This window comes from Niabella aquatica (assembly GCF_054779315.1).
Genome location: NZ_BAAGYM010000028.1, coordinates 29785 through 49443, shown reverse-complemented (window position 1 = coordinate 49443; position 19659 = coordinate 29785). Strand labels below are relative to the sequence as shown.

Here is a 19659-nt window from a genome sequence, read left to right as displayed (position 1 = left end):
TTTTTTTTAGCATACTTACTTTTTTGTTGGTATCATACAATTTTGTACGTTCTTTCATTAATGCAAGTTATCAAAGATATTTGTACAGTAAATAAAAAAATGTAAAAATGGAAAAAGTTACAACCCTGGTTCACTGGTTAAGCTATGCTTATTATCTGTATGTATTTGGCTATGCTTCCCTATTCAAAGTATTTCAAAAAACATCTATGATGCAAAATATGCAACATTTAGGCTTCAATAAGACATGGACTATCCTCATTGGAATTGGAGAATTAATTGGTGTTATTTTGCTCCTAATCGGATTGTTCAAACCTCAATACAAAAATCTCGCAGTTTTATTCTTGTTTCCTTTTGCGGTTGGTGCATTTACGGCACACATGGCTCACCAAGAATATCATCACTTCTACAACGCTTTGATGATGTGCATACTTACAATTATTTTACTGGCTACTGATAAAAATTTCAAGATAGTAGTGTAAGAAACTTAAAAATGTACCCGACAAAATTTCTTGATGCGTTTTGAGCTGCGCTCTCCAGCCTGCGCCGACCGTAAGCTCCGGAATACCACTCCGATGGTTCAGCATCTGCTCAATAGTGATCTTACCGGCATTCGGTACCTGCGGAAAAAATGTATCCAATGGTCACTCAGTTTTAATTTTCCTTCTTCAATCAACTGAAAGATCATTACAGCTGTGTAAGTCTTTGCAATAGAAGCAACCCGGAATTTCGACTCTTCTGTCAGCGGCTTTTTCAAGGTTTCAGTGCGCAATAGAGCCCACGCCTTTGTTCATAAGCAGCCAAACAACTATCCAGCGGTCGCCCTTGCTTATAGATGCAATTGCAGAAATCCTCGCAAGCTTCAGGGTTTTCACTGCCGGGGCATTGATTTCGGGCCTCTTCTTCAGTATCGCCCGGTGCGATCTCATATAAATACGGAGTGCCTATGATAATAACGGTCAGCACTGCGATACAACCACCAAAAAATAGAAAGCGCAGACGGTTGCCCAACGGTTTTTTGATTACCCGGGGAGCAGCATGAAGTTGTCTGAATGGCAAAATATATTTGATCCGGTCATAATCCCATATCAGTAAATACAGGCAGGCCAATATCATTATCGTGACAATCCGCGTTCCATGAAACCGGGTGGCATACGTAAGTACAGCGATATTGACGATCATGCAGAAATACATGAGCGCACCAGGTAGGGCGGTTCTCGGTATCAGCAATAATAGAGCGATCAAAATCTGAGTAAGCCCAATAAAAGTATAGTAATACCCTGTGGCCAACAGGGCGTCAAAGTAATGCCCCAATGGATTATTATGGGATAGGCCTTCGGCAAAACGCTGTCCCATTATTTTAATATAACCCGATGGAAGAAAGCTCGCTGCCAGGGCGATGCGGCAAAAAACAGCAAAGTGTTGAAACCATTTGTCAGACCTGGCTTCATGATATATTTCTTCAATGCTATTCATATCATCAAAGCATTTGAATGAGTTCCTGTCTGAATCGAGATTGAGGCACAACTCATATCTTCTTGCGATTAAATGTTTTGCTTACCAGAAAATGAAGAACCAATGCAATGACAGTCCAGTAGCAAGCAAACGCAAAAAATAAAACGGGGGGTGCCGGATCCGGGTCCTTAGCTAAAAAAGACAAGGGTGCTATTAAAACAAATTTAACAGGGTATAAAATAGTAGCCAAGGTGCTTTTCCAGGCTATTGGTGAACCGGTTCCCGGAAACCATTCGCCGTTTCGGGGAAAGAGGCTGACCTCAGTGCCCAAAACTGAATTAGAGATGAATTGAAAGACAAACGCCAAAACGAGAAAAATGATGACGAATTTTGTTTTTATAATTTTCATACAATTGCGTTTTAGAATAATTAAAAAGTGCTTTGCATTACAAAGTTAATTGAACTATTGTTGAATTCAAAAATATTTACGTAAATCGCATGTTGCCATACGTACGTGACCTGGTTTTGAGATAGCTGACTTACAGGAAGTATTGATAAAGTATATAGAAGTCAATCAGGGAGAAAAAGGCACTATCCTGATATTGCTCACCTGCGCAATTGACATCTTTTTGGGTTCAGTTCTTCTCAGTAGTATTGAATAACATGTGTCAAATACAAGCCGCACCAGTTCATCTTTGAGGTTCTCTTTTTAGAAAAAACAGCTTGTAACTAAGGTTCACTTCTTTATAAACTTCAAATCCAGACTTTTTATACCAGGGAATATTTTTCAGTGTGGAAGTTTCAAGGCATATCACTCTTCCTTGTTGATCGCTTTTCGAAATCACTGACTGCAGCAGCTGGCTGCCGACTCCTTTATTTTGTTTGCCGGTATCTACTCCGATAAACCATAGATAGGTCATTACTCCCTTAGGCTGGAGGCGTTTGATCAGTGCCTCCCGCTTTGCTGCTTTTTTAATGTTTGTGAAACCAAGACATCTTATTACAAGTAAAACATCTTGAAAAACAGATCTTATTGAAGTTCTCTTTTTATCAGGATACATTAGTAAGGCACAGGCACTTTCATCTTCCGTTATAAGCACCTCTCCAAACATCGAGCAGATTTCATAAGCGTATGCCATCAGGGCTCTGATTCTTTTGATCCTGTGCGCATCTTGCGGAACTATATAGTTTACGCTCTTATTGTCATTAAAGGCGTTGCTGAGTATATCAACGATTAAATCTTTCTGACTATGGCTGGCCTGTTTCATAGGGTTGAGATTGATGATCCGTGTTTGCAATTCTTCTCTGACTCTCTTCCAGGCTCATATCTTCAACATGGGAAGCGATCCACCAGATATTGCCCGCAGGATCACGTACGCACCCGTAACGTTCACCGGCATGCTGCATGGTTTTCACGGGTGACAGGGATACTGCCCCGGCGATCAAAGCTTGTTCATAGACCTTATCACAATCTTCTACATATAAATAAATTGCCACTGGCATGGCCCCAAATTGCTCGGTAGGCTCATCCATCATGATAAAATTCTTTCCAATAGTAACTTCCGCGTGCATAATCGACCCATCGGGCCTATCCAGTTTATATTTCAAAGTTCCGCCAAATGCTCGTTGCAGAAACGCAATTAACCCGGCGACGTTGTCGGCCATGATATAAGGTACGATGTTCTGGTACTCGTAAGGCACGCTATTTATCTTACCATTCATAGTTAGTATTTTTAATTAGCCCTGTTATGGCCGTTAGAAATCTATAAAGAACTTGCTTAAACTTTTTAATTTTACTGTTCAGAGTTGGAAAAATGCACTCCTAATGTCACAATGAGCTTGTCGAACTGTTGTCGGAGCTTGTATTTTCCCGTACAAAGGCTTCGGCAAGCTCAGCCTGACATGCAATTTTGTATTCATAGTTAAATAAGTTTAAACAACTTCAAAGTTAAAAAAATGAAACTTTGTTCTAAGATTTTGTGACAGCTACGCATGATTTCTATGTAATCAGCATATTTCTCCTTATATACATATTCCTGGCTATTCCGCAATTGCGGATTCTTCATCGATCTTAATAGTATGGAGATCACACAAACTGTCAAGAAGTATCTTCTTACAACAGCATTCAATATCCGTTTGGAAAGCTAAAGAAAAATGCGGCAAGAAAGTCCGGGTTAGTTAGTGACGATAGTATCAGATAGTGCACAACTGTTATAAATTATTCGCGGCAACCGATGCAATTGTGTAGATAAATCTGCCATATATCTAATTTATTTCAAATTGAGCTAACAGTTTTTTAGGTTCATAAACGGGATTCAATTTATAGTCAAATGTTCTTATGCAAAGTTTTTTTTATCAACCTGGTTGCCTTGATCACTTATTGTGTGTGGATGTCTAAATTTCTGATAGTTCATCTACTAAAATTGGTAATAAGGTGCCTGTCGGCTTTATTTATCGTTAAACAGTACAATAGATAAAAGAATTTTAAAAGCATAATATTTATAAACTCAAAAGCAATAACAATGCTAAGCGATTATGTAAAAATCTTCTATTGCGCCCTGATCCTTTCTATATTGGGATGCCAATGCAGTAACGCACAGTACCAGGATCAGCGACAGACCACCTATGCAGGGAATAGCCCATGCGGAAGTTACGTCAGGTCATTATTGAATATTCCCCTTTCAGGAGATTGTGACCGGGTTAAATGGACGCTTACCCTGTTACACGATACTGACACGAGCGGCGCTGTAGCCTTTAGTTTAGAATACACTTATGGAATGCAACAGCAAAGTGGTCCCGGATTCTCCGGCGGAGGCACAAGTAAGCAAATTAAAGGCAAATGCGAGATTAATAAAGGTACACCGGTCAATCCCGATGCGATTGTTTACCGGCTACACAACGGTGACAAATCGATGTCATTTGTCAGGATAGACAAAGATATATTACACTTGCTCTATCGCGACCGGAATCTTATGATCGGTGATGCCGGATGGAGCTATACACTCAACAAAATCAAAAATTAGAAAGATGGCTAAGCTTATTCAACTTATGGTACTCTGCGGCCTGTTGCAAGCCAACCTCTTTGGTCAGAATCAAAATTCAGAAAATGTACCTGCTCCCAATACCTCGCTTCTGCCGCTCCCAAAGGGGCCGACTGTGCTTGGCGTTTTCGATGGACGAACGCCCTGCCAGGGCATTGCCAGAGCGTTAAATGAAAAAACGATCCCTGAATGTATAAAAATCAAATGGCGGCTCATTTTGTATCAAGACGCTGTTACCCATGCGCCAACAACATTTAGCCTCGAAGGATTTGTGTACAAAAATCCTCCACGAACCGGTAAATGGCGTATCGTAAAAGGTACCCGCACAAACCCGAGCGCAACGGTTTATCAGCTTGACACCGAGAAACCCGATGAAGCGATCTACCTTTATAAGGGCGATGATAACGTGTTATTCTTTCTTGATAAAAAGAAGAACTTTATGGTGGGTGACAATAATTTCAGTTATACATTAAATAGAACGCGAGAATAGATTTACGGAAATTAAGATATCAAAACTTTAAGAACTTTCTTTTTAAAGAAGTTGAGATCAATACCGGAATTTTAAGGTTTGCCATCTAATCAACAGTTGACATAACAGATGCGCTTTTTCTGTAGTTTTTGTTGCAGACTGTCAAAAAAAGTTTCAGATCCCGTTTACTTCACTAACTTACATTTCCTGGTGTCTCTTCAAGAAGGCATAACAAGAAAGCTATGACAAATTATTTAGAGAAGATCATCATCGATATCGAACTCCAGTCGATAGAAGGTATAAAGGAATGCTTTGAGCACGGCATTTCGCCTGATGCAGACTTTAAAAACCGGCCGCTGATTTATGAGGTAATCTCGGGCTATCCCCGGGGGGAGGGATTCAGGAACTCTATAAGGGCTTTTGTAGAATACGGGGTCACCTTTGAAGACAAAGTACTGCTTGCGGTTTTACTTGATGATCCTCAAATGCTTAAATCACTTTTAGCAAAGGACAACCATTTGATAGATAAAAAGTATTCGTTTGACTGTGCTTTTACACAAATGCTGGATGTGACCTTACTGCATGTATGCGCCGAATACAATCACCTGGCCTGTGCTGAGATCTTAGTACAGCACGGTCTCCATGTGAATACCCAGGCAGGCACTGATGAACACGGCTTTGGCGGACAAACTGCTATCTTTCATACCGTAAATCAAAAGGACAATAAATGTATAGACGTGTTGAAATTTTTAGTGTCTCAAAGCGCCGATCTGGACATTACTGTAAAAGGACTTATCTGGGGAAAGAACTATGAATGGGAAACTTTTATACCCGCAGTCAACCCTATCAGCTATGCTATGATGGGACTGTTACCACAGTTCCAAAGAAAAGAAAAATTAATCTATGAAGTAGTTTCGATTTTGCTTGAGGCAGCTCACGGAAAAGGTTACATGCCACCAAATATTCCTAATAAGTATTTGAACAGTTAAATACGATGAAGCAGATTTCGTTTGAGATTTCAGAAGAGAGCATAAAGAAATTTATCAAGCTTACTGTACTTATGGTCGTTATGCTTTGCCAGACCCTGTATTACACTTATGCAAAATCAGGAACGATTAATCTGGCTGGCTATATTGACAGAAATGAAGTATATCTTTTTTACCTGCATGGGGGCATTGTCCAGGAGCAGGGAGCAAATGCCATCAGCAAAGATTTTGGACGATATGAATATCATGCAATTCTCGATTCATTTAAAAAAGAGGGTTTTCATGTTATTAGCGAAGTAAGGCCCCGCGGAACCCAGGAAATTAATTATGCGAAAAAAGTCTGCAGACAAATAGATAGCTTATTAATAAAAGGAATTTCTCCAAAAAATATTGTAGTGGTAGGCGCATCTCAGGGCGGATTTATTACAATTGAAATTGCCCACCTAATGAGGAATAATAAAATCAACTATGTGGTACTTGCCATTTGTAATGAATATAATATCAATTACTATAAAAAAATTAAGAAGCAGCTTTGCGGGAATTTCCTTTCAATTTTTGAGAGTTCTGATAGCAAAAAAAGTTGCAGAGAACTGCTGGGCCAATCCGATTGCAAAAACCGCTTTCGTGAAGTAAATCTCACAATGGGTAATGGTCATGGGTTTATCTTTAAGCCATACGATGCATGGATGAAACCCATTTCAGTATGGATAAAGGAAAGGAGTTTGAATGATGAAGACTAGAACTTGTATCACTTCACGATCATCATTTCCTTCGAAACAGATCTCAGATCTTTTCCAGTGTCAGCGGTTGAGGCTGCTTGCCATCGATATCAGTAATATGATAATCCAGTGCCAATTGAGCAGCAATGCAGACCTTTCCTGACTTATCGAGTATTTTAGTATCCAGGAACATATTAGCGATCACCCGTCCAATGAATTGTGGAGATTCGGAATTTGTTAGATCAAGGTAGGCAGCAGCTTTCATGACCTCCTCTGTTCTTACAAGACCAGGATATAACGAGACCACAGAAATCTTTGTATCCCGAAGCTCCAATGCCATATCAGATGTTAATTTGTCAGCCGCTGCTTTGGACGCACCATAAATAACGTTACCAACATATTTCTTTGCAGCCCAGAAGGAAATATTTACGATAAGGCCAGATTCATCAGATCTCATTAGCTCCAATGCAAATTTGCTGGTTACAAATATTGATCTGACCCCAACCTCAAAAATCTTGTCCCATCTTTTGACAGGCTGATCCCAGAATTTATCAGTCCAGGTGAACTTACCATTCTCTACCATGTCTTCATATCCGCCCCAGGCGCAGTTGGCCAATATCGATATCGTACAACCGTCAGATTTTATCCGCTCGAGAACGGATTTTGTTTGATCGTCGTGCCGATGATCACACTGAACGGGAATACATATGCCGCCTGCCTCCCTGACAGCTTCAGCAGTTTCGTTTAATGCCACTAAGTTTCGCCCAGTGATATAAACTTTAGCACCGTATTCGCCAAGACCTATCGCAATCCCTCTGCCCACTCCACGGCTGGCGCCGGTGACTAGTGCGGTACATAGATCCAATCGATTTTTAGTTTTCATGTTGGATTTTAATTACAAAAAATTAGGTTTTAAATTTAATGTCAACGTTTTTAATTCCGATTGTCATCATCTTTGGACTTAAAACAGGATACATCTCAGTCAATTCAGCAGCAGCGAGCAAACGTTCTCTTTTGTGTTCGTCCCCCATGTCAGATTCCAGCGTTGGTGAGATACCGGACAGTCCAACTAATCCCAACGTTGATAAAACACTAAAACCTGATTCACGCATTTCTGTGTTAATTTCCCGGACTGTATGAAAATAGGCGATATCAAAAGTTGAAAGTTTTGAAGAATTGTTTTTCCGTACACCGGTAGCAGCTTCCATTGCAACCATACCGTAATAGTCGTCATCGAATATCATTCCTGAACTCATCGCGTACTGAAGACCTGCGAGTCTACCGATTGTAACGGCCAGTAATTTTCCTCCGCTTCTCAATATTCGTTTTGATTCCCTTAAAGCTTTGATCCGGTCCTCTTTTTCAGTTAAATGATAGAGTGGCCCGTTTAGTATTACTACGTCTGCACAACTATCATCGTAACACAGATTCCGGGCATCCTGTACGGAGCTGGTTACGATACCTTCCAAACCACGATGTCGTTCATTAAAAAGCTCCACATGTTTAGGAACGACGTCAGAATAATGAACCTGGTATCCCGATTCAGCTAACCACCTGGAGTAATGACCAGTACCCCCTCCGATGTCAAATATTACTGATGTTTTATCGGGGGTATTTTTTAAGATAACACGGCGTATATGTTCTTCCTCCAGTTTACCATAAGCACTTTTTAGCCTTAGGTCTTCGTTAAATGTTTCATAGTATTTTTCAATATCTTCTTTTTCCATAACTACGGTAATAGACATTATCTTTTTAAAAGACGTTTAACGATCAATTCCATCAACTGTTCCTTGTATTGTCTGCTAATAGGAACTTCTTTATTTTTAAACTTTACAGTGTTCCCTTCTATGGCATCTATGAGCATAAAGTTTACGAGGAATGAATGATGTACTTTAACAAAATTACTGGGTAGCTGGCCCTCAATACTCTTCAAGGTTAAGTAGGCAATTATTTTCCGGCTTTCCGTGTGGATAAAAATGTAATTGCCGGCACTCTCAATGAACAGGATTTCTTCTATAGGAAGCTTTTCGATCTTTTTTTCGCTCCTTACAAAAATAAATGGCATGTCTGGTCCGGTATAGTTCGCCCGTAGTTCAATGTATTCTTTCGCCTTCTGCGCAGCCTTTAAAAAGCGCTTGAATGAAATCGGCTTTAGCAGGTAATCGATTATATCTAATTCGTATCCCTCAAGGGCATATTCAGGGTAGGCTGTTGTAAGTATAGCTAAAGGTTTTATCTGAGAACCTTTCAAAAAGTCAATTCCATTTTTCTTAGGCATTTCAATATCCAGGAACATGATATCCACAGGATGCTTTTTTAGCCATGTATCCGCTTTTGGTGCGTTCTCAAATTCACCAGCCAAATTGAGAAAAGCAATTTCCTCGATATATTCCCTGACAACCTTTCTTGCCACAGGCTCATCATCCACTATGATGCATTTTAAATTACTCATATCATTAATTTTAGTTTAACACGCCAAACATTGTCGCGCTTCCAGGTGAAAAGCTCATAAGCATCTTTGTATAATAAGTCTAGCCGCCTTGTAACGTTTTCAAGCCCAATTCCTTTTCCTTTATCAGCTACCTCTTCGAATGAGTTTTCGCATTCAAACGTAATAATCTTTTTATCGTAGGATAAAGAGATTTTAATAGCGCTATCATCGTTTTCATCGCGTGATACATACTTGAACGCATTTTCGATAAAGGGCAAAAATAGCAGCGGGGCGATCTTTACTTCGCCCTGACCCATATCAACCTGCAAATCTACTTTCAGATTGCTGTCGCTTCTGGCCTTTTGAATAGCAACATAGTTTTCAATGTATATAACTTCCTTTGTCAAATCTACCTTGTCAGCATCCGCTTCGTAAAGATTGTAGCGTAACAAATCCGAAAATTGAAGAAGAGCATCTTTAGCTTGCTGGTTGTTTTTATCAATGAAACCAAAAATCGTATTTAATCCGTTAAACAGGAAATGAGGGTTAATCTGAGCTTTTAAATATTTGAGCTCAGTTTCCAATTGGTTAATCTTTATATTCTTCAACTCCTGTTTGCTTTCATACTGCGCTTGTGTGATGTACAGCATGGAGGAAATAACGGCGAACCAGATAGCATATGGAAGGGCATTTAGGAAGTACGGGCTATAGGATTTTATTTCCATACTATAAAGTCTGGAAACGGTGTACGCATCATAAAGCCCCTTTATAAGCACATATACAGCAATTAAGAGGCTGACAAAAACGATGTATTGTGTGAGACGCCGTGTTGCGGCTAAGCGGGGCATCAAAATAGAGCTGTTCACACAGATCATCATTAACATTAAAAGTAGATGTACACAAAATATTGGCAGGAAAGTCTGCCAGTCTTCATGACCAACATACAGCTTTCTGCTGGGAATGAGTAGTATGATATAGGCAATCGTAAAAAGCAGGTGATAGATATACTTTCCGGTCACCCAGGCTAATATTTGTTTTTTTACCATTGAATATTATTATATGGGCTGCTCTTACAAATTTAATCATTAACGCTGGCAATAATTTCAGTCAGGGATGATTCAATATACCCGATCTGTCTGCACCATTCTGTTGCCGAAATTCAAATTCATAGTATTAACATACCTTGCTCTTGTATGACTTTATAGCTAAAATTAGTAGCATGCATTTGCTGCATAAAATTAGTTACACACTTAGCTTGTTTTTCTTGTCAAACAGGCATTAAATCTTTTTTCGTCCTCCTTTAGTCCGAAACCTGTCCTGACACAATTTTAATTGTGTCAAGACAGAGCGGGTGTTCAAGTAGCTTTTAGTACAATATATCAAAAATGTTTCTCGATTCTCCTTTCAGCCCATATTTTTAGTCATAAACTAAATGGATATGAAGTTCCCATTACTCCTGATCCTTTTTAACTTTCTTTTTGTGGGAACAATAAACGCTCAGGCCCATCCCAACGAGCATGTGGATACTGTCAATAATTTGACCCATAGCTTAAACTATAAGTCATCCGAAACGAATGGCTTGCCGGAATACAAAAAGTTTGGTAAAGGCAAAAAAAGCCTTCTCCTTGTCCCCGGTCTTGGCTTCGACGCTTCAGCTTTCGCAGATTTCATCAGTGCAACAAAGTCCGACTTTACGATTTACGTAATAACCCTTCCGGGTTTCGGAAATACGAAGGCCCCGCCGATGCCCGCATCCGGTACTAGCTATGGAGAAAACTCATGGAATAAAAGTGCCGGAGAAGGTATTATGCGGCTTGTTGAGAAAGAAAAAATTATACGTCCTATTTTAGTTGGGCATTTCGTAACGGGTACTCAAATTGCCACGGAAGTCGCAGCGCGATATCCGGAAAAAATTGGTGGACTTGTTCTGATTGGAGGGCCGGCGAAGTTCATTTCTATGGAAGCTGGCAAGCCTAAAGACTACGCTCTTGCTGATCTTATCCGTTTCACTGATACTTATACAGCACCAGTTATGTTCAAAAAAATTTCGAAAACTGCCTGGGATACCGGTAATTATTTACCTGAAGTCTATTCTACGGATAGTAAAACGGGAAGTACACTATGGGATATCTCAGCAAATGTCCCTTTGCCTGTTATGATCCGTTATTTGTGCGAATATATTGCATCAGATATATCCGGTCTCTTTAATCATTTAAAATGTCCGGTATTGGTGCTGCGACCCTTGTTTACGCCGGATATTTTAAAAAATCCAATCAACAACTATATTAAACCCCAATTCATTGACAAATGGGATTCTGTAAAATCTGAAAACACGAGTATAACAGTTGTGGATATTGATAACGCAGGCGTATTTGTTTGGAAAGATGCTCCAGACAAAACGTATCCCGTAATCAAAAAATTCATTGCAAATATCAGGTAACAATATTTATAACTGATCAACTGATGTTATGAAACTGCTGTTTGAAACACGAAGACTTTTCTTGAAATGGGGTGCTGCAGGCATACTCGGTTATTTTTTTACTCCCATTCAATTACATGCTGAAAATAAAAAAAAGAATATGGAGCATCCTCAACTCAATCCCGCCCTAGTAAAAGACTTTGTAGCCAATTGTCACGGCGATCTTGCCAAAGTCAAGGCGCTTTATGCCCAGGAACCGATGTTAATTTATGCTTCCCATGATTGGCAAAATGGAGACTTTGAAAATGGTATTGAAGCCGCAGGGCATGTAGGTAATGTGGAAATTGCCCGATTCCTGCTCAGTAAAGGCGCCAGAATTAATTTCTTTACGCTTTGCATGCTGGGAAAATACGATATTGTGAAAGGTATGCTCGACCTTTACCCGGACCTCGTACACGCAAAAGGCCCCCATGGCTTTACACCGCTGCATCACGCAACCGTGGGGACAGATGCGGCCAATAAGATCAAAGACTATTTACGCGATCTGGGTGCAACTGAAATGCAGGTGAAACTTACGCTGTAATTTTTTTACATTATATACCAAAAGTCAATATCACGAAGATGAAGTGCTTTTTTTTAATTGTTTTCGCATTACTTGGATCATTGGCGGTTCCGGCGCAAAAACCGGCAATTAAAACCACCGTCTTTACTGGTATCTGGGAAAAGAGCACTCCGGAAGAACAGGGTCTTTCCTCTGCTGTATTAAATGAAATGTTTGATTATATCCATGCGAACAAAATAAAAGTTCACAGCATTCAGATTTTAAGACATAATAAACTGTTACTGGATGCTTATTTCTACCCCTACAGCGGTACATCTTTACACGAGGTTGCTTCCGTAACGAAAAGCATTACCTCCACGCTGGCAGGTATCGCAATCGATAAAAAGTTTATCCCCCGGGTAACAGATCCTGCTTTTAAATATTTCCCGGGGTACAACTCTATGGATGCCTTAAAGCAATCTGTAACTATAGAAAACCTGCTCACTATGCAATCAGGATTGGATTGTGGAACTGATCTAAGCGATCCTTCGATAAATGTGGACGAACGACTGGCTGAGATGAGAAAATGTACTGATTGGATCCATTGTGCGCTGCAAATACCGATGATCCGCAAACCGGGGGAAAAATTCGCTTACTGCAATGCCAATTGCCATCTGCTCTCTGCTATTATTCAGAAGGCCACCGGTGAAAGCCTTGAAAGTTTTGGTACCCGGGAGCTTCTTGCCTCCTTGGGTATTAAGAATTTTTATTGGCCGGCCGATCCGCAGGGAATTAACTATGGCTGGGCAGATATGCAACTGCATCCTTATGACATGCTCAAAATCGGCGTACTGATGCTTCATAAAGGCAAATGGAACGGTCATCAGCTTGTTTCCGAGGGTTGGCTAAACACAGCAACAAAGGCGCATGTCAAAGAAACCGGCGGTTCTGATGGCTACGGCTATTACTGGTGGGTACCGGGCGGCGACTATCCCGATGTATTCGAAGCGGTGGGGCGTGGAGGTCAGCGGATTACTATCTGGCCGTCAAACGATATAGTTATCGTCTTTACAGGGGGTGGCTTTAACACATCAGACCTCGTTCCTTTCATTCTAAAGGCTATAAAGGCAAAAGGATCATTGAATCAGGATCAAGCAGCCTATACGCTTCTAAAAGGCAACATTTTAAGTGCTGTTGCTCCGCCCAGACCGTCGGTAATAAAAGCCAAACCTCCCATAGCCTCATTAGTGGAGGGGAAGCAGTATAAACTGGATTCCAATTCACTGGGATTTTCATCTATCCAGCTAAAAACCATCAGCGAAAAAGAATGCCTGATTGACATAACGTGGAATGGGAACCCTGTAAGCTGTAAAGCTGGCCTCGATGGGGTACCACGCTTCTCGATGAATCCGCTGGTACGGCTGGAACAGGCTTGTACCGCCCAATGGCTCGATAATGATTCGCTGGAAATACAGATCGACATGGTAGGCGCTATCAATAACTATACGTTAAAATGCAAGTTTGGGGAAAGTGCCGGTAGCCTGGTCATTGAGGCCGGGGAGGGGACGGGTTTAAACAACGAAATAATCAACGGCAGGCTATAATTCATGAAAAAAACTCACGGCAGCTCGTTTCGCATAAACCGAAGCAATCTTTCGCCATTACCGTTTGTTTTCAATGTAGCGGCCATGCTGGTGTCAGCTTTTCCATTGTTTCCGATAGTAGAATGTGTGGGCGTCAGATCCTTTGTGCGATCTATATTTCCAATGCCCACAATGATCATGTCGTGGAGAAGCATAGCAGCTTAAATACACTCATGTGATGCTATTTTACAAGATCGTGTTTCAGATAAACCTTAATTATTTAGGAGCGACGTTATCTCATCAAATCCTTTTTTTTCAGCCCAGGAGCCGGGCGTCGACCAGGTTTTTTGGCCTTTCACGTCTGTGAGCGCCCGATTTTTTAAAAGGAATTCAACCATAGCTTTTTGTCCGCTTCTCGCCGCCCAACCAAGTGGTGTGGAACACCATTCCACTTCTACAGCATTAATATCCGCGCCATAGGCCAAAAGAATTTCAGCAATCGCAATATCACCACTTCCTGCGGCTCTATGGAGCGGTGTAATGCCAAGCCAATTATACCGGTTTGCCGGAAGCCCATGCTCTAAGAACCACCGGGCGCTTCCGGCAGACTTAAAAGTGAATGAATCCCACCACGCGGCGGGATCATAATCCCGGTGGCGTAATAGATCTGCCCGGCTTTCCAATAGGACGGATATATGGTCCCGCAGATCCTCGCGTATGAGATGGTCAATAAAAGTCTCAGCCAAAGAATTATTGGAAGCCACCATCGCTTTAAACTGAATCAAATCACCCTCCAGGATATCTTTCAACCTGTTTTTTGAATGTTGTTTCAAAGCAGCAATAAATCCGGCTGGAGCCTTAACCCACGCTGCCATAAAAATGGCATCACCCGAGGATTCGACCTCTGCATCAACATTTGCTCCATGTTCAAGTAATCGCTGTGCGATATCGAAATGTCGTCCCCAAACAGCAGCATGTAATGCACCTCCTTCAGGTGCTACCCCTGGTTCAGCCTGATTTGAGCGAGCACCGTGCTGCAGGAGAAACTCGGCAATAGAAAAATACCCGGCACCGGCTGCCATCCGTAAAGGAAGGCCGGAAAAATAATCAGCATATAGAGGCTGCGCATTGATCGAGTCTGGATTCCCTTTGACAATTTCTTGCACAAGATCATAGTCGCCGATCCTGGCGGCTGTGCCTATATCACAGTCGGCATCGCTTTTTATTAGAAAGTTGAGCAACTCATTATTCTTCGCAAAAAGATCTGAATCCCTGGGAACATGCCATGTTCTTTGATGAAGATAAACATTCGCCAAATCGATAGGCCGGGCACCGTCTGGCCTTTTCGCATTGATGTCTGCTCCATGCGCCAATAAATATTCAATCAGTTCATAATTGGCCGTAAAAACAGCCCAATGCATCGGTTGATTGCCTTTGGTATCAGCTGCAATCATCGCATCCTGGCTTTCAATTAACGCTATTGCCGCTTGAGTTTGGCCATTTTTTATCGCTTCGGCGATAGCATTTCCTTCAGGTGAAATGTTATAGTGTTCCTTTAGAACGGCGTTCAGGTATCCCATTATCTCTGTATATGCCCTGTCCGCGGCAGTGGTCAGTAATGGCTCACCCGGCTCATATACAGCATTCACGCCTTGTCTTAAAAGGAATTCCACGATATGCCTGTGGTTTTCCCTGACCGCAAAATGCATCGGGGTAAAATACTCATATTCGCAGGTCAGGAGCCGCCTGTCGATTTCCGCGAGCTTCTGCACGCTTTCCAAATCGCCTCCAATAGCCGCACAGATCATGGCCCATACACGGTTCCCATTGCCGTTTGCAAAAGGAATATATGCCTCTGTTTTTAGCGCATGGGGCTGCCTCATAAAATGTATTATAATCCGATGCTTTATTAATCTGCCCGGAGCGCGGTTACTGGTTGCACAAATGCAGCCCTGAATGATTTTATACCAATTACGAGCAAAGAAATAGTGAATACGAAAACCATCGGCAGTACAAATAAGAGCCATGGAATATTCACCCGGTATTCAAAATTCTGTAACCACTTATGAGCAAACATGATGGAAAATGGCAGGGAAATAACCGCGGCAATTCCCATCAGCCATAACAATTTCCTGGAAAGCTGATAAGAAATGTCCAGCACAGAAGCACCAAGTACTTTTCTGATCCCTATTTCTTTAGTCCGCTGTGTCACCTCATAGGCAATCAGGCCATACAAACCAAGTGTGGCTATTATCAGCGCAAGTGTGGAAAAGAAGGTAATGATCTTCGAGAACCGTTCTTCGGCTATATATTGTCTCTTCAATTCCGCATCCACGAAATCATAATCAAATAATGCCGAAGGATAATGCTTCTTCCAAACGTTGCTGACAGCTTTAACCCCATCTGATAACTCTCCATCGCTAATCTTTACCGTTATCCGGGAGAAGTTCTCACCCAGCTGGCTAATGGCTAAAGGTTCAATTAAATGCTGGAAAGAGTTGTAATGAAAGTCTCTGACTACACCGATAACGGTTCCGGATTTATCATTGAATTTAACCGGTTTCCCTATAGCAGACTCGGCATTTTTCCATCCAAACTGGCGCACAGCCGATTCATTCAGGATGATATCGTTCGATCCGGAAAGGTTCTGGTTGTGATCAAACATCCTTCCTGCCAGAAGCTTAATGCCGTAAGTACTCAAAAACGCTTCATCGACCCCCAGCCTGGAGGTAGTCCTTTTCAAGGGCCTGCCATTTTGATCTGTGGTTTCTATATCGCTGCTCGATAAGCCCGAGACAATTAATGAATTGGAAACGGCTACGTTTTTAAGCGCTGTGTGTTTTAATAGGTCATTTTTGAAGGCCTCATAGCCTTTTATTACATCGGCGTTCCCATTGACTCTCAGAAACAATAATGCATTTTTATCATAGCCCAGGTCTTTATGCTTTATATAGTCAATTTGGGAGTAAATGACCCCTATACAGATAAACAATATTAGAGTGATCACGAACTGCGAAACCGTCAGTGATTTTCTGAGCAATGCACCTTTTATAGATGTTTTGAAGGAACCTTTCAATACGGTAATCGGCTGAAATGAAGATAATACCAGTGCGGGGTAGATACCTGAAATGATACCGAGAAGCAATGTCACGCCAAGAAGGAACAGCACCAAACCCGGAGAAGCCAGCAAGGAAACATCTTTTCCCGTCACCTGCAGGAACAAGGGTTGCAGGCACTTCGCCAGTATTGAAGAAATGAGTAACCCCAAAAAGGTTAGAAAAACAGATTCAGATAAATACTGCAGAACCAGATTCATTTTCGACACACCTATAAGCTTCTTAATGCCAACCTCCTTCGCCCTGCTCAATGATTGCACATTTGACAGGTTGGTATAGTTGATGGCCGCAAGAAGGAGTATAAAAATACCGATTATAGAAAATACATAGACCTGTGCGATACTTCCTACAGGAGCTATTTCATTCTGAAGGTTTGAGTGCAGGTGAATAGCTGATAATGGCTGCAAGGTATATGAATAATTGGACCGGAAATCATCAGGCTGTTCTATATGAGAAAGATAAAATTTGCTGATTTTCTTTTTGAATACATCTATATCAACATTCGGTTTAAGTAAAAGGTAAGTGTAAAACTTTGCCTCTTTCCATCCTTCGTTAGACAAGATCGATGGGTTGAATTGCTCTACAGTATTAAAAGAGGATAATATAGAAAAAGTGAAGTGTGAATGCTTCGGCGGATCTTCCACTACGCCGGTCACTTTGTAATTGGCCCCCCGGCCACTCGTATCGTTCATAAATATCAACAGAGACTGACCCAGGGGATCGGTGTTTCCAAAGTATTTTTTCGCAGCCGTTTTGGTTAAGACGATGGAATAAGGATCGGTCAATGCCTGAGTCCTATCCCCTGATAAAAGGCGAAAGCTGAATATGTCAAAGAATGACTGGTCCGTAAGAAGTATACCTGGTTGCAAAAACTGCTTTCCGTCCTGCTGCACGATTTCTTCTCTTAACCGCAGTCGAACAGTCTTTTCAATTTCCTGATAATCATGCTCCAGAGCCGCAGCCATAGGCGCACTTGTCCGCGCCGATTCTTCCGTCTTTCCATCAATGTTTCGGATTTCGACTAATCTGGCGATCCTGTCAGCGTTTGTTTGAAACTTATCAAAGCTTAGTTCATCTTTTACCCAAAGACTGATTAAAATGAAACAGGTAAGCCCTGCTGACAGGCCAATAACATTTATGAAAGTTGCAGCTTTATTCTTCCCAATTCTCCGAAGCATCCGTCTGAAGCGGTTCAATAGCATAAAAGGGTTCAATTTTATTCCTTAATATCCAAAATGTATATTGATCAGGCGAAATGTTTTTGATGACTAATCATAATTGCACCATAATTAAGCCTGTTTTCGTGATAATGGGGCGTTAGGAAAACAGCTATAAAGACTATTGCGTAGACAATGCGCATAATTGTCAAAATATCTTTGTAAAAACAATTACGAATACGATTTTAGAATATTCAAAGTACCCTATGTCAATGAAAAGATCATTTCTTACGATCCTGTTGTTATCATTTTTCTTTATCGCTCATGCGCAAAACATCTCTGCCGGTGAAAAGACTGCCATCATCGAAAAGGCTAAACAGCTGTTAACGGAGCACTTTATCAGCAACGAAAAATCAAAGATTGTATCGGATTCCCTAAATGACTCACAGTTCAAAGCCGTGAACAATAGAACCGAATTTGTGAAACGATTGAATAAATTGCTTTTTCAGTATACTAAAGACAAGCATTTATCCGTAGAATATAATCCCAATTATGCCAAAGAGCTCGAAAGCAACAGAGATGACAAAGTTGAACAGGCTGCAAAAGAGAGAAAGGAAAATTATGGTTTTGAACAAACCAACATTCTTAGCGGCAATGTTGGTTACATCAGGCTTAGATACTTTGCCGATACCGGTAACTCGAAGCAGGCGGCATTAAAGGCGTTAGGATCGGTTGCAGGTACAAAGTCACTGATCCTTGATTTGAGGGGTAATTCTGGTGGGAGTGGGTCCATGGTTCAACTGTTATGCAGTTCATTTCTTCCAGCTCGTGGTGAGCCGTTATTACAGATTATATACCGGCGCGGCGATACGGTAACGTTAAAAACATATACAGACACCAGCAGGATGATTTACGCGAACCCCATCTTCATCTTATGTGATCACAATACCTTTAGCGCAGCCGAAGCCTTTACGTTAATCATGAAGAACCGGCAACGGGCTGTTATCATAGGTGGTACTACTGCTGGAGCCGGAAATATAGCCGGGCCTCATTTTCTAACGCATGACTTCATCATAACAATTCCTGTCGGAAAAATTGTAGATCCGCTAACAGGCAAGGGCTGGGAAGGAATTGGTGTACTTCCTGATATAGAGGCGGATTGCACACAGCCATTAAAATAGCCGGGTAATTGATACCGTAAAGGTAACAATGAGGGTGCTATCAAATAAACTATAATGGAGGAAATTCAAAAACAAGCAAAACGCGTATTACTTTTTCCTGCCACCTATCTGATTCATATTGCGGAAGAATATTGGTTTGGAGAGCGATTTTTTAATTGGCTGAACCACTTTGCCGGGGCAAGAATGACAGCAAATTCTTTTCTGGTATTAAATGCGATATGCCTTATTATTATGATCGCGGCTTGTGTAATAGCATTGTATCGGCGTGATATTCGAATCCCCTTGGTATTGGCAGGTATTATCCTATCAAATGCCTTATTACATCTTATTGGGAGTATAGTGACAAATTCTTATTCACCAGGTCTTGTATCCGCATTGTTGCTTTGGCTGCCACTATCCTTGAGATGGCTTTTGCGTTACCAGCCTACCGTCTCAACCCCTAAAAAAATTTCTTGTTTAGCTGCAGGTATATTAATTCAAGTGATGGTATCTTTTCTTGCTCTCAAAATTCAATAAGAGGATTTGGTGCGGTGCTTGCTGCAATAATAAATATTTGTTTCCATG

Annotated in this window: 22 protein-coding genes; 10 read left to right on the top strand and 12 right to left on the bottom strand. The window is 41.2% G+C overall.

Annotated features, from left to right (window positions below):
* Positions 1 to 107 precede the first annotated feature (107 nt).
* Positions 108 to 479 (top strand): DoxX family protein, encoded by a 372-nt coding sequence (locus ACYVBM_RS17990; protein ID WP_460687087.1) that lies wholly within the window; start codon positions 108 to 110, stop codon positions 477 to 479.
* Between the two features lie 98 nt (positions 480 to 577).
* Here the strand turns inward: ACYVBM_RS17990 and ACYVBM_RS17985 are convergent, their stop codons facing one another.
* From ACYVBM_RS17985 to ACYVBM_RS17965, 5 genes are all read right to left on the bottom strand, one after another.
* Complete coding sequence (locus tag ACYVBM_RS17985; protein ID WP_460687086.1) at positions 578 to 754, bottom strand: serine hydrolase; 177 nt, start codon at positions 752 to 754, stop codon at positions 578 to 580.
* The gene (locus tag ACYVBM_RS17980) at positions 751 to 1473 is read right to left on the bottom strand and encodes a hypothetical protein (protein WP_460687085.1); all 723 of its coding nucleotides are present in this window, start codon (positions 1471 to 1473) and stop codon (positions 751 to 753) included. The genes ACYVBM_RS17985 and ACYVBM_RS17980 overlap by 4 nt, the downstream gene beginning before the upstream one ends.
* Positions 1474 to 1525: 52 nt before the next feature.
* Positions 1526 to 1861, bottom strand: coding sequence for a hypothetical protein (locus ACYVBM_RS17975; RefSeq protein ID WP_460687084.1), 336 nt, complete (start codon positions 1859 to 1861; stop codon positions 1526 to 1528).
* A 280-nt stretch (positions 1862 to 2141) separates the two neighbouring features.
* Complete coding sequence (locus ACYVBM_RS17970; protein ID WP_460687083.1) at positions 2142 to 2720, bottom strand: GNAT family N-acetyltransferase; 579 nt, start codon at positions 2718 to 2720, stop codon at positions 2142 to 2144.
* Complete coding sequence (locus ACYVBM_RS17965) at positions 2701 to 3174, bottom strand: VOC family protein (protein ID WP_460687082.1); 474 nt, start codon at positions 3172 to 3174, stop codon at positions 2701 to 2703. The genes ACYVBM_RS17970 and ACYVBM_RS17965 overlap by 20 nt, the downstream gene beginning before the upstream one ends.
* Before the next feature lie 800 nt (positions 3175 to 3974).
* Between ACYVBM_RS17965 and ACYVBM_RS17960 the strand changes: the two genes are divergently transcribed.
* The 4 genes from ACYVBM_RS17960 to ACYVBM_RS17945 all read left to right on the top strand — a co-directional run bounded on the left by ACYVBM_RS17960 (position 3975) and on the right by ACYVBM_RS17945 (position 6688).
* The gene (locus ACYVBM_RS17960; protein ID WP_460687081.1) at positions 3975 to 4475 is read left to right on the top strand and encodes a hypothetical protein; all 501 of its coding nucleotides are present in this window, start codon (positions 3975 to 3977) and stop codon (positions 4473 to 4475) included.
* Between the two features lie 4 nt (positions 4476 to 4479).
* Positions 4480 to 4983, top strand: a complete 504-nt coding sequence (locus ACYVBM_RS17955) for a hypothetical protein (protein WP_460687080.1) — start codon at positions 4480 to 4482, stop codon at positions 4981 to 4983.
* A 221-nt stretch (positions 4984 to 5204) separates the two neighbouring features.
* Positions 5205 to 5951: an ankyrin repeat domain-containing protein gene (locus ACYVBM_RS17950; protein ID WP_460687079.1), complete on the top strand. Its 747-nt coding sequence runs from the start codon at positions 5205 to 5207 to the stop codon at positions 5949 to 5951.
* A gap of 5 nt (positions 5952 to 5956) precedes the next feature.
* Entirely contained in the window at positions 5957 to 6688 is a 732-nt protein-coding gene (locus ACYVBM_RS17945; RefSeq protein ID WP_460687078.1) for a hypothetical protein, read from the top strand.
* Positions 6689 to 6731: 43 nt separating this feature from the next.
* On the opposite strand, the gene ACYVBM_RS17940 is transcribed toward ACYVBM_RS17945, so the two are convergent.
* Genes ACYVBM_RS17940 through ACYVBM_RS17925 form a run of 4 tightly spaced genes read right to left on the bottom strand, consistent with a single transcriptional unit; the run spans position 6732 to position 10144 of the window.
* A complete protein-coding gene (locus tag ACYVBM_RS17940) occupies positions 6732 to 7550 on the bottom strand; it encodes an SDR family NAD(P)-dependent oxidoreductase (RefSeq protein WP_460687077.1) in 819 nt (272 codons plus the stop codon).
* Positions 7551 to 7572: 22 nt separating this feature from the next.
* Positions 7573 to 8394 (bottom strand): class I SAM-dependent methyltransferase, encoded by an 822-nt coding sequence (locus ACYVBM_RS17935; protein ID WP_460687076.1) that lies wholly within the window; start codon positions 8392 to 8394, stop codon positions 7573 to 7575.
* A gap of 17 nt (positions 8395 to 8411) precedes the next feature.
* On the bottom strand, positions 8412 to 9119 hold the full coding sequence (locus tag ACYVBM_RS17930) for a LytR/AlgR family response regulator transcription factor (protein ID WP_460687075.1): 708 nt from the start codon (positions 9117 to 9119) through the stop codon (positions 8412 to 8414).
* A complete protein-coding gene (locus tag ACYVBM_RS17925; protein ID WP_460687074.1) occupies positions 9116 to 10144 on the bottom strand; it encodes a sensor histidine kinase in 1029 nt (342 codons plus the stop codon). The genes ACYVBM_RS17930 and ACYVBM_RS17925 overlap by 4 nt, the downstream gene beginning before the upstream one ends.
* A 392-nt stretch (positions 10145 to 10536) precedes the next feature.
* Here ACYVBM_RS17925 and ACYVBM_RS17920 point away from each other — a divergent pair, with 392 nt between their 5' ends.
* From ACYVBM_RS17920 to ACYVBM_RS17910, 3 genes are read left to right on the top strand one after another with little or no spacing between them, the layout of a single operon-like run.
* Complete coding sequence (locus ACYVBM_RS17920) at positions 10537 to 11538, top strand: alpha/beta fold hydrolase (protein WP_460687073.1); 1002 nt, start codon at positions 10537 to 10539, stop codon at positions 11536 to 11538.
* 28 nt (positions 11539 to 11566) lie between these two features.
* A complete protein-coding gene (locus tag ACYVBM_RS17915) occupies positions 11567 to 12100 on the top strand; it encodes a hypothetical protein (RefSeq protein ID WP_460687072.1) in 534 nt (177 codons plus the stop codon).
* Positions 12101 to 12138: 38 nt separating this feature from the next.
* Positions 12139 to 13662 (top strand): serine hydrolase domain-containing protein, encoded by a 1524-nt coding sequence (locus ACYVBM_RS17910; RefSeq protein ID WP_460687071.1) that lies wholly within the window; start codon positions 12139 to 12141, stop codon positions 13660 to 13662.
* Positions 13663 to 13676: 14 nt separating this feature from the next.
* Here the strand turns inward: ACYVBM_RS17910 and ACYVBM_RS17905 are convergent, their stop codons facing one another.
* The 3 genes from ACYVBM_RS17905 to ACYVBM_RS17895 are packed head-to-tail and all read right to left on the bottom strand — an operon-like array spanning position 13677 to position 17935.
* Positions 13677 to 13856 carry a hypothetical protein gene (locus tag ACYVBM_RS17905; RefSeq protein ID WP_460687070.1) on the bottom strand — a complete coding sequence of 60 codons (180 nt, stop codon included), beginning with the start codon at positions 13854 to 13856 and terminating at the stop codon, positions 13677 to 13679.
* A gap of 57 nt (positions 13857 to 13913) precedes the next feature.
* The gene (locus ACYVBM_RS17900) at positions 13914 to 15524 is read right to left on the bottom strand and encodes an ankyrin repeat domain-containing protein (RefSeq protein WP_460687069.1); all 1611 of its coding nucleotides are present in this window, start codon (positions 15522 to 15524) and stop codon (positions 13914 to 13916) included.
* A 26-nt stretch (positions 15525 to 15550) separates the two neighbouring features.
* Positions 15551 to 17935, bottom strand: coding sequence for an ABC transporter permease (locus tag ACYVBM_RS17895; RefSeq protein ID WP_460687068.1), 2385 nt, complete (start codon positions 17933 to 17935; stop codon positions 15551 to 15553).
* A gap of 251 nt (positions 17936 to 18186) precedes the next feature.
* On the opposite strand from ACYVBM_RS17895, the gene ACYVBM_RS17890 reads away from it, so the two are divergent.
* Together ACYVBM_RS17890 and ACYVBM_RS17885 are read left to right on the top strand one after the other, a co-directional pair.
* Entirely contained in the window at positions 18187 to 19095 is a 909-nt protein-coding gene (locus ACYVBM_RS17890; RefSeq protein WP_460687067.1) for a S41 family peptidase, read from the top strand.
* Between the two features lie 54 nt (positions 19096 to 19149).
* Complete coding sequence (locus ACYVBM_RS17885) at positions 19150 to 19611, top strand: HXXEE domain-containing protein (protein ID WP_460687066.1); 462 nt, start codon at positions 19150 to 19152, stop codon at positions 19609 to 19611.
* Positions 19612 to 19659: the final 48 nt, after the last annotated feature.

What these genes read in the sequence shown, in the direction of transcription:
- ACYVBM_RS17990 (WP_460687087.1), top strand. Translation starts at nt 108, where the DNA reads ATGGAAAAAGTTACAACCCTGGTTCACTGGTTAAGCTATGCTTATTAT.
- ACYVBM_RS17980 (WP_460687085.1), bottom strand. Translation starts at nt 1,473, where the DNA reads ATGAATAGCATTGAAGAAATATATCATGAAGCCAGGTCTGACAAATGG.
- ACYVBM_RS17975 (WP_460687084.1), bottom strand. Translation starts at nt 1,861, where the DNA reads ATGAAAATTATAAAAACAAAATTCGTCATCATTTTTCTCGTTTTGGCG.
- ACYVBM_RS17970 (WP_460687083.1), bottom strand. Translation starts at nt 2,720, where the DNA reads ATGAAACAGGCCAGCCATAGTCAGAAAGATTTAATCGTTGATATACTC.
- ACYVBM_RS17965 (WP_460687082.1), bottom strand. Translation starts at nt 3,174, where the DNA reads ATGAATGGTAAGATAAATAGCGTGCCTTACGAGTACCAGAACATCGTA.
- ACYVBM_RS17960 (WP_460687081.1), top strand. Translation starts at nt 3,975, where the DNA reads ATGCTAAGCGATTATGTAAAAATCTTCTATTGCGCCCTGATCCTTTCT.
- ACYVBM_RS17955 (WP_460687080.1), top strand. Translation starts at nt 4,480, where the DNA reads ATGGCTAAGCTTATTCAACTTATGGTACTCTGCGGCCTGTTGCAAGCC.
- ACYVBM_RS17950 (WP_460687079.1), top strand. Translation starts at nt 5,205, where the DNA reads ATGACAAATTATTTAGAGAAGATCATCATCGATATCGAACTCCAGTCG.
- ACYVBM_RS17945 (WP_460687078.1), top strand. Translation starts at nt 5,957, where the DNA reads ATGAAGCAGATTTCGTTTGAGATTTCAGAAGAGAGCATAAAGAAATTT.
- ACYVBM_RS17940 (WP_460687077.1), bottom strand. Translation starts at nt 7,550, where the DNA reads ATGAAAACTAAAAATCGATTGGATCTATGTACCGCACTAGTCACCGGC.
- ACYVBM_RS17935 (WP_460687076.1), bottom strand. Translation starts at nt 8,394, where the DNA reads ATGGAAAAAGAAGATATTGAAAAATACTATGAAACATTTAACGAAGAC.
- ACYVBM_RS17930 (WP_460687075.1), bottom strand. Translation starts at nt 9,119, where the DNA reads ATGAGTAATTTAAAATGCATCATAGTGGATGATGAGCCTGTGGCAAGA.
- ACYVBM_RS17925 (WP_460687074.1), bottom strand. Translation starts at nt 10,144, where the DNA reads ATGGTAAAAAAACAAATATTAGCCTGGGTGACCGGAAAGTATATCTAT.
- ACYVBM_RS17920 (WP_460687073.1), top strand. Translation starts at nt 10,537, where the DNA reads ATGAAGTTCCCATTACTCCTGATCCTTTTTAACTTTCTTTTTGTGGGA.
- ACYVBM_RS17915 (WP_460687072.1), top strand. Translation starts at nt 11,567, where the DNA reads ATGAAACTGCTGTTTGAAACACGAAGACTTTTCTTGAAATGGGGTGCT.
- ACYVBM_RS17910 (WP_460687071.1), top strand. Translation starts at nt 12,139, where the DNA reads ATGAAGTGCTTTTTTTTAATTGTTTTCGCATTACTTGGATCATTGGCG.
- ACYVBM_RS17905 (WP_460687070.1), bottom strand. Translation starts at nt 13,856, where the DNA reads ATGCTTCTCCACGACATGATCATTGTGGGCATTGGAAATATAGATCGC.
- ACYVBM_RS17900 (WP_460687069.1), bottom strand. Translation starts at nt 15,524, where the DNA reads ATGAGGCAGCCCCATGCGCTAAAAACAGAGGCATATATTCCTTTTGCA.
- ACYVBM_RS17895 (WP_460687068.1), bottom strand. Translation starts at nt 17,935, where the DNA reads ATGCTTCGGAGAATTGGGAAGAATAAAGCTGCAACTTTCATAAATGTT.
- ACYVBM_RS17890 (WP_460687067.1), top strand. Translation starts at nt 18,187, where the DNA reads ATGAAAAGATCATTTCTTACGATCCTGTTGTTATCATTTTTCTTTATC.
- ACYVBM_RS17885 (WP_460687066.1), top strand. Translation starts at nt 19,150, where the DNA reads ATGGAGGAAATTCAAAAACAAGCAAAACGCGTATTACTTTTTCCTGCC.